The organism is Lachnoclostridium sp. An138 (assembly GCF_002160765.1).
GTDB lineage: Bacteria > Bacillota > Clostridia > Lachnospirales > Lachnospiraceae > Laedolimicola > Laedolimicola faecalis.
In genome coordinates this window covers 128,327-141,860 of the sequence record NZ_NFLF01000001.1, presented here as the reverse complement: position 1 = coordinate 141,860, position 13,534 = coordinate 128,327, and the positions used below count along the sequence as shown (strand labels likewise).

The following is a 13,534-nucleotide window of genomic DNA, read 5'->3' as shown; positions in this document are numbered from 1 at the left end:
GGGAGGAACGCGGCATGAGAAGAGAGAAAAGACGGGAAAAACAGCAGAACGGACAGCGGGCGCAGGGCCGGATGAAAAATCCGGCGTATTGTGTGCTGGGCATCAGCTTTGTACTGCTTCTGTTCGGTTTTGGAGTTCTGAATTATTATCATAAGGATCGCAGCTTTTCCGATACAGAGAATCGAATGCTGGAGCAGAAGCCCCAGTGGCAGATCTCCTCTGTTCTGGACGGCCGTTTTATGAAAAGCTTTGAGACCTGGCAGACGGACCAGTTTATTTTCCGGGATGGCTGGATCACCCTTCGCACCGCCGCGGACCGGATTCTCGGGAAAAAGGATTCGGGCGGTGTGTTTCTGGGAAAGGACGGCAGCCTTTACGAGAAGCCGGAAAAGCTGGGGGAGGGAGTGTGGACGAATCTGGACGCCATACGGTCCTTCTGCCAGCGCCATCCGGAGCTGTCTTCCTATCTGCTGCTGGTTCCGGACGCTGCCGGAGTGAATCCGGAAGGACTGCCGGATTTTGCTCCTGTAGAGTCTCAGGCGGATCAGCTGCAGCAGATTTCCGGGTATCTGGGAGACGCGGTTCTGAATATACCGGTCTATGATACCTTGCGGGAACACCGGCAGGAATACATCTATTACCGGACAGACCATCACTGGACGACGCTTGGAGCCTGGTACGCTTATGAAAAAGCGGCTTCAGTCATGGGGCTTGCAGAACCGGAGGCTCCGGAGACGCCGCCCCTTTACCCGGTTTCGGATTCTTTTGAGGGAACGCTTGCTTCCCGGAGCGGATACCAGGCTGATCCGGATACCATCTCAGTCTTCTGGCCGGGGGCGCAGACAGACCTGGTAGTAAGCTATGTGGAAGAGCAGGAGGAATCTGCTTCCCTCTATGCGTCGGAAAAACTGAAAACAAGGGATCAATACGGAATGTTCCTGAACGGAAACCATCCTCTGGTGAGAATACGGACCATGGCGGACAGCAAGCGGACCCTTCTTCTGATAAAGGATTCCTACGCGAACTGTTTTGTGCCCTTTCTGGTGTCGCAGTTCCGGGAGATTGTGCTGGTGGACCCGCGCTATTACTACGGGGATCTGGAAAGCCTGACAGCAGGCCAGTCCTTTACGGACGTGCTGTTTCTCTACAATTTGAATACCTTCCTGACGGACGACGTGCTGCACCTGTCCCTGGAAGAGTGAGCGCGCGGGACTCATCAGCGCCGGTATCCCAAAGCGTACTGCCCCTTGGACGCCGGCGTTACAGAAGGGTAAAGGAAATATTCTGCTGCAGGAAAAATTTCTGAACCATACGGTCCCAGGCCTGGTCCAGGGATTTGTCCAGGGTGAACAGTTTCAGGGAGGTGCCTGTGGTACAGGAAAGTTTTCCGTTTTCAAAGCGGATATTCAGCACGAGGCCGTTTACATCGGCAGGAGAAAAGACGGAGTCTGTCTGGACGAGAAGCTTTTCCGTGTTTTCCGGCGAGAGCTGGAAGGTAAAGTGGAAGCCCAGCGGGGTCCGTTTTCCTTTGATAAGAGCAAGACAGAAAGGGCGGAGTTCCTGCCAGCGCGTAAAATGCCGGCCGTTTAAGCCCAGCTCTTCCTGTTCTTCCTTTGCGTAATAATCGGGACGCAGGCGCCCGTCGATGACGAAAGCGCTGAAGGTGGTGACGCTTCCCTCCACCACAAGAAAGGCGTCAAAAGCGGGAGAGAGCAGCAGCCTGCTCATAAAATCTTTGATATCCTGAATCTGAAAAGAAATCATGGGAACCTCCGTTATTTTCCGGCAGGGGTACAAATTCAGCCATTTTTGGCTGCATTGTCTCTTGGTACACCGAAGCTGTTATGAAAACAGTATACATGGAATTGAAACAGAAAGCAATTCATTATATACTGATAAAAAACGAGGAGGTTACAACAGGATGAAAAGAATGGATCATGCGGAAAAACTGCTTTCTCTGGTAGAAGAGGGAACCTCTCCTTTTCATGTGGCGGCGAATGTGGAGCGGCAGCTTGCGGAGGCCGGCTTTCAGAAACTCAGCATGAATCGGGACTGGAACCTGGAAAATGGAGGAAAATATTACCTGGTACATAATGGCTCCACACTGACAGCCTTTACCATAGGCAGATATTTTGCGTACGGAGATGATTTCCGGATTGCGGCGGCTCACACAGATTTTCCGGGACTTCGGATTAAGCCGAGCCCGGAGATGAATAAGGACGGATACAGACAGATCAATGTGGAAGTCTACGGCGGCGCGATTCTGAATACCTGGCTGGACCGCCCTCTTTCTGCGGCCGGCCGCGTGACGCTCCGCAGTGAGGACATCTTCCACCCGGAAATTCGGTACGTGGATTTCCGGAAGCCCTTCCTGACGATTCCCAATCTGGCTATTCATATCAATAAAGACGTGAACAAGGGCGTGGAGCTGAACCGGCAGAAGGACCTTCTTCCGGTGCTGGGTCTGGAGGAAACGGAAGAGGAAGGAAAAGAAAGCGAATTTTTTCTGGAATATCTGGCCCGGCAGCTTCGGGTGGAAAAGGAAGATATCCTGGATTATGAGCTTGGGCTTTACAATACGGATACGGGAGATTTCCTCGGAATGTCTGAGGAATTTATCTCCTCGCCCCGCCTGGACAATCTGACCAGCGTGCAGGCTGTGGTGACGGCGCTCATCGAGGGAGGCCGGGACCGCGGCGTGAATCTGGCGGCTTTCTTTGACCATGAGGAGATAGGCAGCAGGACGAAGCAGGGGGCGGGCTCTGTGTTTCTGTCAGCGGTGGCGGAGCGGATTCTGCTTTCCTTCGGCAGAGGCAGAGAAAAGTTTCTGGAGACATTTGCGGATGCCATGCTGTTGTCTGTAGATGTGGGCCACGCGCTGCATCCGAACTATGCGGACAAGAATGATCCTACGAATAAAAATGTACTTGGCCGGGGAATCTGCATCAAGGAGGCCAGCAGCCAGTCCTATGCCACAGACAGCGAGGCGGTGGCGGTGATGCAGCAGATCTGCGACGCGGAAAAAATACCATATCAGAAGTTTGCCAACCGTTCGGACGGAACAAGCGGAAGTACTCTGGGTTCCATTGCCTCCTCCTTTTATCCGGTCAAAACGGTGGATGTGGGCGTGCCTCTTCTGGCCATGCATTCCAGCCGGGAGCTGATGGGGACGGCGGATCAGGAAAGTCTTGTGCGGGCTGTTACAGCCTTTTACAGCCTGTAGAAAGCCCGGGCTTGATTCCCGCGGGGCAGTGAGAACGGCGCCCGGATACCGGATGACGGAGAAGATAATGCTCTGTAACAGAATGTGAATATAAATTTGTCAAAAGCTCTTGAAAAGCTCCTGTCGGTATGCTACTATCTAATATGGTATTAAAAACTACATTAAGTGGCTGCGAATTATCGGAGGAGAGCTATGAGTTATAAAATTGTGGTAGACAGCTGTGGTGAGCTGCCGGAAAGATGCAAAAATGATCCCCATTTCGAGAGCGTGCCTCTCGTGCTGGATATAGACGGACATTCCGTGATAGATGACGAGACCTTTGATCAGGCGGATTTTCTGAAGAGAGTGGCGGCAAGTCCCAACTGTCCGAAGTCGTCCTGTCCTTCTCCGGAGCGTTATCTGGAGGCTTATACCTGCGAGGCGGAGAACGTATACGCGGTGACTCTGTCCGCAGAGCTGAGCGGCTCCTATAACAGCGCCGAGCTTGGAAAGAAGCTTTATAAAGAGGAAAAAGGAGAAAAGAACATTTATGTGTTCAATTCCCGTTCCGCCTCCATTGGCGAGACGCTGATCGCGCTGAAGATAGAGGAGTGCGAAAAGGAAGGCCTGGGCTTTCAGCAGGTGATAGAGAAAGTGGAAGCATATATAGAATCCCAGCACACGTATTTCGTGCTGGAGTCTCTGGAGGCCCTGCGCAAGAACGGGCGCCTCAGCAACCTGAAGGCTTTTGTGGCAAATGCCCTGAATATTAAGCCGGTCATGGGCTCCACACCCGAGGGAACCATCTGCCAGCTGGATCAGGCGCGCGGCATCAACCGGGCTCTGAAAAAAATGGTGGACTATATTGCGGACGGTGTGAAGAATCCGGAGGAAAAGGTTCTGGCCATTTCCCACTGCAACTGTCCGGCCCGGGCAGAGATGGTGAAGGAAGAGATTCTCAAAAGAATCCATGTCAAAGATGTTCTGGTTCTGGATACAGCCGGAGTCAGCAGTCTCTATGCCAGCGATGGCGGAGTGATTGTGGTGGTATAGGGTACGGTATGACAGGATAGGGCATGTGACAGCATAACCGGGAGAAACCGGAGCGCGGAGGAGAGCTGCGCTCCGGTTTTGTGATCCGTGTTATTTTTTAATAGATTTTTCTTAAATTTATGTTATAATACCGTTAGGCATTGCATCAGGCTCCATGGAAGCCTTCCGGGAGTCCTGGCTGGAAATTAAGATACCGGGCTGTGCCCATCAGATATTTTGTAAGAGAGGAATTGGAAAGATGAGTCAGGAAAAAGTAAACCGCTATAAAGAAGAAAAAGCAAACCGTAAAGAGATTCTGGCAAAGGAGAAGCGCCATAAGCGCCTTATGAAGATCTGCGCGGGTGTCATCGTGCTGGCGCTGGTATGCTGGCTGGGTTACTCGGTCTATGATATTGCCACGAGACCGGATACGTCTGCGCTGACCATCAATACGACTGCGCTGGACGATTATCTGAATGGTCTGGAAGAGTCATAAATTCATATAGAAAGAATGCGAAACCACACGCCCCTGTCCGGCAAAGGAGGTTTTTCCGCCGCCTCTGCCGGGCAGGGGTTTTTGCCGCAGGATTATGGATTGAAATTTCCGGGATTTATGGTATAATGGCGTCAGATAATTATACCTGCGCCGGCGCAGGTCATCAGAAAAGAAGCAGGAGAACAGTATGAAGAGAGTTTTGTTGAAATTGAGCGGAGAAGCCCTGGCAGGAGAAAAGCATACAGGCTTTGATGAGGCCACGGTTCTGGGTGTGGCCCGTCAGGTGAAGACTCTGGTGGATGACGGGATACAGGTAGGCATTGTAATTGGCGGAGGAAATTTCTGGAGAGGCCGCACCAGCGAGAATATGGACAGAGTGAAGGCGGATCAGATCGGGATGCTGGCTACAGTTATGAACTGCATTTACGTATCGGAGATCTTCCGTTCCGTGGGACTTGGCACAGAGGTATTTACCCCCTTTGTGTGCGGCGGCTTCGCAAAGCTCTTTACGAAAGACGAAGCTCTGGCCTGCCTGAACAGGGGCAAGGTCGCATTCTTTGCGGGAGGAACAGGACATCCGTATTTTTCCACGGATACGACCACGACGCTGCGGGCCATCGAGATAGAAGCGGATATAATCCTGCTTGCGAAAGCGGTGGATGGCGTCTATGACAGCGATCCGAAGGTGAACCCGGAGGCTGTGAAGTACGATGAGATCTCCATTGCGGAGGTAATTGACAAGCGGCTGGCGGTGATGGATTTGACCGCGTCTATCATGTGCATGGAGAACCATATGCCCATGCTGGTCTTCGGACTGGAAGGCGGGGACAGCATTGTAAACGCGGCAAGAGGAAAGAGCGCCGGAACAAAGATCACGGTATAAGGCGGAGCCGGGCAGCGGGGGCAGACAATTTCCAGGCTGACGGTACTGCGGAAAAAGAGAAAAAAGCGAAATAAAAGCGGAGGACATCAATATGGACGAGAGATTAAAGGTATACGAGGAGAAGATGACAAAATCATACGATTCGATGATACGGGATTTTACATCGATTCGCGCGGGACGTGCCAATCCGCATGTTTTGGACAAAATCAAGGTAGACTATTATGGAGCGCCGACGCCGCTGCAGCAGGTAGGAAATGTTTCTGTTCCCGAGCCGCGCATGCTTCAGATTCAGCCCTGGGAAAAAAGTCTTCTGAAGGGGATTGAAAAGGCGATTCTGGCTTCTGATCTGGGCATCACGCCCACCAATGACGGCTCTGTAATCCGTCTGGTATTTCCGGAGCTGACAGAGGAGCGCAGAAAAGAGCTTGTAAAGGACATTAAGAAAAAGGGCGAGGCGGCCAAGGTGGCAGTGAGAAATATCCGCCGTGACGCCAATGAGACCTTTAAAAAGCAGAACAAGGCAAACGAGATTTCTGAGGATGATCAGAAAGATCTTGAGACGAAAGTACAGAAGATGACAGATAAATACATTGCTGACATTGATAAGGCTGTGGAAGAGAAGTCAAAGGAAATTCTTACAGTATAAGAGAGACAATGAGGGGGACGGGTATATGTTGATGATGCCCGTCTCCTTGTGTGAAGGAGAATCTATATGAAAATACCGCAGCATGTAGCGATTATTCTGGATGGGAACGGCCGGTGGGCGAAGGCGAAGGGAATGCCGCGCAATTATGGACATGCCCAGGGAAGCAAGAATGTGGAGACCATCTGCCGGGAAGCCTGGAACATGGGGATTAAGTATCTGACAGTCTATGCCTTTTCCACTGAGAACTGGAAAAGGCCCGACGATGAAGTAAATGAACTGATGAAGCTTCTGCGCAACTATATGAAGACCTGTCTGAAGACTGCGGAGAAAAACCATATGAGAGTCCGCGTCATCGGGGACAAGACAGGACTGGATGAGGATATCCGGAACCGGATAGACGAGCTGGAAAAGGCTTCCGCGCATAACGACGGCCTGAATTTCCAGATTGCCATCAATTATGGCAGCCGGGATGAGATGGTCAGGGCCATGAGAAAGATGGCGGCGGACCGGGACGCCGGGAAGCTGGGGATGGAGGATATTACGGAAGAGACCTTTTCATCCTATCTGGATACGGCAGAAATTCCGGACCCGGATCTGCTGATCCGCACCAGCGGGGAAGAGCGTCTTTCCAATTTCCTGCTCTGGCAGCTGGCCTACACGGAATTTTACTTTGCGGATGTGCACTGGCCGGACTTTACAAAAGAGGAGCTTGCCAAAGCCATTGAAGCCTACAACCGCAGAGACAGACGGTATGGCGGCGTGAGGGAGGAATAATCGGATGAAGGCGTTTTTTGTCAGGCTGTTCAGCGGAATCGTTCTGCTTGCCATCATCATTGCGGCCGGAATACTGGGAGGGGATGTGCTGTATGCGCTGACTCTTGCCATTTCTCTTATTGGGTATGAAGAATTCTTAAAGGTGTTCCAGCTGCAAAGAAAGGCTCCCGGAGTCTGGGGGATAGTTTTCCTGGCCTTTTATTATGTGGGGCTGAGGCAGTGGGATCTGGATGAGTTTGCCCTCTTTTTCCTGATTGCGTATCTGCTGATCCTGATGGCAGTCTATGTATTTACATTTCCAAAGTACAAGACGGAGGAGATCGCAGAAGCCTTTCTGGGCTTTGTCTATGTGCCGGTAATGCTTTCTTTTATCTGGCAGACCAGAATGCTTCCCATAGAGGGAGAAAGCACAAGCCTTATCTATTTCCTGATCTTTATCTGCTCCTGGGGCTGCGATACCTGCGCCTACGCAGTCGGAATGCTGATTGGAAAGCATAAGCTGGCTCCTGTGTTAAGTCCGAAAAAGTCCATTGAGGGAGCCATTGGCGGAGTTGTGGGAGCGGCTCTGATTGGTTATATTTACGGTATGTTTTTCTGGCTGGACCCGCCGGAGTGCGCGCTGCTCTGCGCAGTGGGGGCCGTGGTATCCCAGGTGGGCGACCTGGCGGCATCGGCTATCAAGCGCAACCACAACATCAAGGATTATGGACATCTGATACCCGGCCATGGGGGAATTCTGGACCGGTTTGACAGCGTGATTTTCACAGCGCCGATCATCTATATTCTGGCGGTTATATTTTTGAAGTAAAAGGAGATACCAATGAAGAAGATAGCGATTCTCGGCTCCACGGGTTCCATCGGCACACAGACCCTGGAAGTGGCGAGAAACAACGGGGACCTGGAAATTACGGCCCTGGCGGCCGGCTCCAATATAAAAAAGCTGGAGGAGCAGATTCGGGAATTTCATCCGAAGACAGCGGCTGTCTGGAGCGAGGAGAAGGCTGGCGAGCTCCGGACGGCAGTGCGCGACCTGGACGTGCGGATTGTATCCGGCATGGAGGGGCTTATTGAAGTCTGCACGGAACCGGAGACAGAGATCGTGGTGACGGCGATTGTGGGCATGATCGGCATCGTTCCTACGATTGCGGCCATGAAAGCGGGAAAGGATATTGCTCTGGCCAATAAGGAAACTTTGGTCACGGCAGGGCATATAATCATACCATTGGCGGAAGAAACCGGCGTGAAAATTCTGCCGGTGGACAGCGAGCACAGCGCTATCTTCCAGTGTCTGAACGGAGAAAGCAGAAAAGAGCTTAAGAAGATTCTCCTGACAGCTTCCGGCGGGCCTTTCCGCGGGAAAAAGCGGGAGGAGCTTCTGCATATTCAGGTGGAGGACGCCCTGAAGCACCCCAATTGGGCTATGGGGCGGAAGATTACCATTGACTCCTCTACGCTTGTCAATAAGGGTCTGGAAATGATGGAGGCCAGATGGCTGTTCGGCGTGGAGCCGAAGGATATCCAGATCGTGGTGCAGCCCAAAAGCATCATTCATTCCATGGTAGAATTTGTGGACGGAGCTGTCATCGCCCAGCTGGGAACGCCGGACATGAAGCTCCCGATTCAGTACGCTCTCTATTATCCCGAGCGCCGTTATCTGCCCGGGGAGCGTCTGGATTTTGAGACATTGACAGAGATTACCTTTGAAAAACCGGATATGGAGACTTTCACGGGCTTGAAGCTTGCCTTTGACGCGGCTGCGGCCGGCGGCTCCATGCCTACTGTATACAATGCGGCCAATGAGAAAGCCGTAGCGCTCTTCCTGGACCGGAAGATTGGATGGCTGGAAATCCCGGAGATCATCGGAAAGAGCATGGAGGCTCATAAGGTGATTCCGAATCCGACCGTAGAGGAGATTCTGGATACGGAGAAGGCCGTGTACGAATTTATTGAAAGCAGGTGGTAGATTGAGCATAATACTCGCGCTTCTGATATTCAGTCTGATAGTGATTTTTCATGAGCTGGGTCATTTTCTGCTGGCAAAAAGGGGAGGCATCCGTGTCAATGAGTTTTCCCTCGGCATGGGGCCCACGCTCCTGAGCAGGCAGATTGGTGAGACCAGATACTGTCTGAAGCTGCTGCCCTTCGGCGGCTCCTGCATGATGGAGGGAGAGGATGGAGAATACGAATCTTCCGAGTATGGCGGAGAGATTTCGCCGCAGCCGGGTATTGCAGCCGGGGAAGCGTTTCGGGCTCCCGGAGAGCCGCCTTCCTATTCCTTCGCGGCAAAATCTGTCTGGACCCGGATTTCCGTGGTGGCGGCCGGACCGATTTTCAATTTTATTCTGGCCTTTTTCCTGTCCCTGTTTATCATTGGAAGCATCGGTTATGACGCGCCCATTCTGGTGGATGTGATGGAAGGCTATGCTGCGGAGGAGGCAGGCATGCAGCCGGGCGACCGGATTGTGCGCATGAATGATACGAATATCCATGTGTACCGGGAGATCAGTCTCTATGTGCAGATGCACCAGGGCGAGACTACGACCGTGACGTATGAGAGAGACGGAGAGCAGCATACGGCAGTGCTGGAGCCGAAGCAGAATGAGGAGGGAACCTGGCTTCTGGGCTTCCTGGGGTCGGGAGTGCGCACGAAAGGAAATGTTTTCCAGACCATTTCTTACAGTGCATATGAAGTGAAATATTGGATCTCCACGACGATCAAAAGCCTGGGAATGCTGATCGGCGGCCAGGTGGGCGCTGATGATATCTCCGGCCCGGTGGGAATTGTCAATGCCATCGGAGAGACCTATGAAACCAGCAGGCAGGACGGAGCCTTTTACGTCTGGCTGAATATGCTGAATATTTCAATTCTGTTGTCGGCCAACCTGGGCGTCATGAACCTTCTGCCCCTGCCGGCGCTGGACGGCGGCCGTCTGGTCTTCCTGTTCCTGGAGGTGGTCCGGAGAGGGAAAAAAGTTGCGCCGGAAAAGGAAGGCATGGTACATTTCGTGGGCCTGATGCTTCTGATGGCGCTGATGGTCTTCGTGATGTTTAATGATTTTCGAAATATCCTGTAATCTGCGGTTAATATCCCCGCGGCAGGCTGCCAAGGCATGAACATGGAAAATGCGGCAGCGCCGCGGGGTATTTGTATCTACGGGAAACGTATTTCTGAGATCTCTGCCTAATGGAGAGCCTCTTCTTTTTTTGATTCACATTGGCTGCCGGACATGGTATAATACTTGTGAGAAAAATTTCTGATATCAGGAGGGAAAGAGTGGAACTTTATGTGTATATATCGATGATTTTTAATATTGCAATGTCCATCGTAAAATTTTTAGCATATATTCTGATAATAATATGCGCGGTTAAATATCTGAAGAAGCAGGAATGAAATCTCGTTCTTGACACATCCCCCGGGACATCCTATTATTATCAGAGGTATAATTAAAGGAAATTCTGGAGGGATATATAGAGATGAAGCTGGGAATCGTGGGACTTCCAAATGTAGGGAAAAGTACGCTTTTTAATTCACTTACAAAGGCGGGAGCGGAATCGGCCAACTATCCATTCTGCACCATTGACCCGAATGTGGGTGTAGTTGCGGTGCCGGATGAGCGGCTTGGCCTGCTGGCAGATATGTATCATTCTGCCAAGGTGACTCCGGCGGTGATAGAGTTTGTTGATATTGCGGGACTCGTAAAAGGCGCTTCCAAGGGCGAGGGATTGGGAAATCAGTTTCTTGCGAATATCCGCGAGGTAGACGCTATCGTTCATGTAGTGCGCTGCTTTGAGGACCCGAATGTGATTCATGTGGATGGGAGCATTGATCCGCTGCGCGACATTGAGACCATCAATCTGGAGCTGATTTTCTCAGATCTGGAGATTCTGGAGAGACGGATTTCCAAGACGGTGCGCGGCGCCCGCAACGACAAGGCGCTGGCGAAGGAACTGGAGCTTCTGAACCGGGTGAAGGCATGGCTGGAAGACGGGAAAATGGCTATCAGTTTTACGACTGACGACGAGGACGAGCAGGAGTGGCTTGCCAGCTACAATCTGCTGACCCGCAAGCCGGTGATTTTTGCCGCGAATGTAAAGGAAGAGGACCTGGCAGACGACGGGGCTTCCAATCCTCATGTGCAGGCGGTGCGGAAATACGCGGCTGAGTACAACAGCGAGGTTTTCGTAATCTGCGCGGAGATCGAGCAGGAGATTGCGGAGCTGGATGATGATGAGAAAGCCATGTTTCTGGAGGATCTGGGCCTGAGGGAGTCCGGCCTGGAGAAACTGATCAAAGCAAGCTACCGCCTTCTTGGACTGATCAGCTATCTGACCGCAGGAGAGACAGAGACAAGGGCCTGGACCATTAAGAATGGAACGAAAGCGCCTCAGGCAGCCGGAAAGATTCACTCCGACTTTGAGCGGGGCTTTATCCGCGCGGAGGTGGTCAATTATCAGGATCTGCTGGACTGCGGAGCTTACGCGGCGGCCAGGGAAAAGGGACTGGTAAGACTGGAAGGCAAGGATTATGTGGTAAAGGATGGAGATGTGATCCTGTTTCGGTTTAACGTATAACTACAAAAAAGAGGCGGCTGGAAACCGCCTCTTTTTTGGCAGAAGGTAGCGTCGGTGTACCAAGGCGTATTACCCCTTGTACACCGACGCTATTCAGACAGAACTGCTTTATGACAGCCAGGCCCCTCTGTGGTCCGGTCTGGTGTCAGCTGCCGGCCTGTTTCGCGAGCAGATCGATCTTTTCCTTCAGAAGGACCAGGTTGAAGCCGGAGGGATTCAGCGCGTAGCCTTTGGCGCCGGGAATTGCGGTAGAAGAAAGCCCTTTAAAGGGAACTGTTACAAGCTGAAGCTTTCGGGTGCTCTTTCCCTTGAATTTCTCGAATTCCCAGAGATCGGAAAAAACAGGTTGCAGGATGTCTCCGGAAGGATTTTTCAGATAGGGCATCTTCAGATTGGGATCGGGTTTCTTTAAATCCAGCCGTCCTTTTACGTCTGTAATATCCAGGGCAAGGATAAATCTGGAGCGGACCAGATCGGCCATCAGCTCCTGTTCCATTTCCCGGAGTTTTGACAGGCGTTCCGGGTCCCGGTTGTCCTTTCCCGGTCTTCGAAGCTCCTGAAGAAAATAAATTCCCGTAAGCTGAAGAGCGGTATTGATGACAGGAGGGGTCTTGGCGTCCTGCACCGGTTTTTTCAGGGTGACGATTTCTTCCAGAGGAAGGTAGGTGAAGCCGGTTCCGTTATGGAAGGCTACGCGGTTGATGCCAGTCAGATAGAGGCCGGTGTAAAATTTCTGGATCTGATTCTGTTCTACCCGCAGAACCGAGGAAGGATAGCTGTCTTCATTCAGCTTTGCGCAGAAATCCGCGGCGTCTTCCTCCTGGGAGAACAGAAAGGCCTGATCGTCAAAGGTGGTTTCATCGCACTGCGCGTAGGGCAGGTTGGTAGCCCGGGATGTGATGGTGAAAAAGTGTTCCAGTTTCTGAAGATTTTTTATCATTAACCGATTGTCTGTACTCATATTTGCAGCACCTCTTTCTAAGTTCACTGGCTCTATTGTATCAAAAGAAGCGCTGAGAGACAACCATATTAAACGGAAAGACATTCCGAAGCCAAATAAGGAGAATGTAAACCATATTTTTATACCCCGGGCAGCAGGTGCCTGGGCTGAACAGGAGGTTTGTCGTATGCAGAAAACAGAAAAACAGTTTCATCTCCACTGTATGCCGGAGGATATCGGGCGTTACTGTATCCTTCCGGGAGATCCGGGCAGAGTGCCTGCCATTGCGGAGCTGTTCGATGACGCCCGGCCTGTGGCGCAGAACAGGGAATTCAATATCTGGACGGGAACGCTGCTGGGGGAAAAGGTGACTGCCTGCTCCACCGGAATCGGGGGGCCTTCGGCGGCCATTGCCATGGAAGAGCTTCACGACTGCGGAGCGGATACCTTTATCCGGACAGGTACCTGCGGAGGAATTGATCTGGACGTAAAGTCCGGTGATATTGTGGTGGCCACAGGTTCTATTCGTTATGAACATACCAGTCTGGAGTATGCGCCCATCGAATTCCCGGCGGTGCCGGATTTTGAAGTCACAGGCTGTCTGGCGGAGGCGGCCAGGGAACTTTCCTATCCCCTCCATCTGGGAGTGGTGCAGTGTAAGGACAGCTTTTATGGACAGCATTCTCCGGAAAAGTCCCCGGTGTACTACGAGCTGCAGCAGAAATGGGAGAGCTGGAAGCGGCTGGGCGTGAAAGCGAGCGAGATGGAGTCTGCGGCCCTCTTTGTGGCAGCGTCGGCTCTGAGATGCCGGTGCGGCGCCTGCTTCCATGTGATCTGGAACCAGGAGAGAGAGGCGGCGGGACTCGACCAGGATATGAGCGAGGATACCTCCCGGGCCGTCCGGGTGGCGGTGGAAGGTCTGAAGAGGCTGATTGAGGCAGACCGGAAGGCCGGAAGATAAAGAAGACGCCGCCAGGTACTAAAAGAAG

The 13,534-nt window shown here is 52.1% G+C and carries 14 protein-coding genes; 12 read left to right on the top strand and 2 right to left on the bottom strand.

Features of this window, described 5'->3' with window-relative positions:
* The first annotated feature begins 14 nt into the window (after positions 1-14).
* Complete coding sequence (locus B5E82_RS00650; RefSeq protein ID WP_242966205.1) at positions 15-1,202, top strand: DHHW family protein; 1,188 nt, start codon at positions 15-17, stop codon at positions 1,200-1,202.
* Between the two features lie 58 nt (positions 1,203-1,260).
* On the opposite strand, the gene B5E82_RS00645 is transcribed toward B5E82_RS00650, so the two are convergent.
* The gene (locus tag B5E82_RS00645; RefSeq protein WP_087305296.1) at positions 1,261-1,764 is read right to left on the bottom strand and encodes a DUF5721 family protein; all 504 of its coding nucleotides are present in this window, start codon (positions 1,762-1,764) and stop codon (positions 1,261-1,263) included.
* A gap of 157 nt (positions 1,765-1,921) precedes the next feature.
* Here B5E82_RS00645 and B5E82_RS00640 point away from each other — a divergent pair, with 157 nt between their 5' ends.
* The 10 genes from B5E82_RS00640 (at position 1,922) to ychF (ending at position 11,605) form a co-directional block, all read left to right on the top strand.
* Complete coding sequence (locus B5E82_RS00640) at positions 1,922-3,223, top strand: M18 family aminopeptidase (RefSeq protein ID WP_087305294.1); 1,302 nt, start codon at positions 1,922-1,924, stop codon at positions 3,221-3,223.
* 192 nt (positions 3,224-3,415) lie between these two features.
* Complete coding sequence (locus B5E82_RS00635; RefSeq protein WP_087305292.1) at positions 3,416-4,255, top strand: DegV family protein; 840 nt, start codon at positions 3,416-3,418, stop codon at positions 4,253-4,255.
* 238 nt (positions 4,256-4,493) lie between these two features.
* Positions 4,494-4,730 (top strand): hypothetical protein, encoded by a 237-nt coding sequence (locus B5E82_RS00630; protein ID WP_087305672.1) that lies wholly within the window; start codon positions 4,494-4,496, stop codon positions 4,728-4,730.
* A gap of 187 nt (positions 4,731-4,917) precedes the next feature.
* Positions 4,918-5,613, top strand: a complete 696-nt coding sequence (gene pyrH, locus B5E82_RS00625; RefSeq protein WP_087305290.1) for a UMP kinase — start codon at positions 4,918-4,920, stop codon at positions 5,611-5,613.
* Between the two features lie 91 nt (positions 5,614-5,704).
* Positions 5,705-6,259 carry a ribosome recycling factor gene (gene frr / locus B5E82_RS00620; RefSeq protein ID WP_087305287.1) on the top strand — a complete coding sequence of 185 codons (555 nt, stop codon included), beginning with the start codon at positions 5,705-5,707 and terminating at the stop codon, positions 6,257-6,259.
* Positions 6,260-6,325: 66 nt separating this feature from the next.
* A complete protein-coding gene (locus tag B5E82_RS00615; RefSeq protein WP_087305285.1) occupies positions 6,326-7,033 on the top strand; it encodes an isoprenyl transferase in 708 nt (235 codons plus the stop codon).
* A gap of 4 nt (positions 7,034-7,037) precedes the next feature.
* On the top strand, positions 7,038-7,841 hold the full coding sequence (locus tag B5E82_RS00610; protein WP_087305283.1) for a phosphatidate cytidylyltransferase: 804 nt from the start codon (positions 7,038-7,040) through the stop codon (positions 7,839-7,841).
* A 12-nt stretch (positions 7,842-7,853) separates the two neighbouring features.
* Complete coding sequence (locus B5E82_RS00605; RefSeq protein ID WP_087305281.1) at positions 7,854-8,996, top strand: 1-deoxy-D-xylulose-5-phosphate reductoisomerase; 1,143 nt, start codon at positions 7,854-7,856, stop codon at positions 8,994-8,996.
* 1 nt (position 8,997) lies between these two features.
* On the top strand, positions 8,998-10,107 hold the full coding sequence (rseP, locus tag B5E82_RS00600; protein WP_087305280.1) for an RIP metalloprotease RseP: 1,110 nt from the start codon (positions 8,998-9,000) through the stop codon (positions 10,105-10,107).
* Positions 10,108-10,507: 400 nt separating this feature from the next.
* Positions 10,508-11,605 (top strand): redox-regulated ATPase YchF, encoded by a 1,098-nt coding sequence (gene ychF, locus B5E82_RS00595; protein WP_087305278.1) that lies wholly within the window; start codon positions 10,508-10,510, stop codon positions 11,603-11,605.
* Between the two features lie 145 nt (positions 11,606-11,750).
* Here ychF and B5E82_RS00590 read toward each other — a convergent pair whose 3' ends face one another.
* Complete coding sequence (locus B5E82_RS00590) at positions 11,751-12,566, bottom strand: SseB family protein (protein WP_162610663.1); 816 nt, start codon at positions 12,564-12,566, stop codon at positions 11,751-11,753.
* 166 nt (positions 12,567-12,732) lie between these two features.
* On the opposite strand from B5E82_RS00590, the gene udp reads away from it, so the two are divergent.
* On the top strand, positions 12,733-13,506 hold the full coding sequence (udp, locus tag B5E82_RS00585) for a uridine phosphorylase (protein ID WP_087305274.1): 774 nt from the start codon (positions 12,733-12,735) through the stop codon (positions 13,504-13,506).
* Positions 13,507-13,534: the final 28 nt, after the last annotated feature.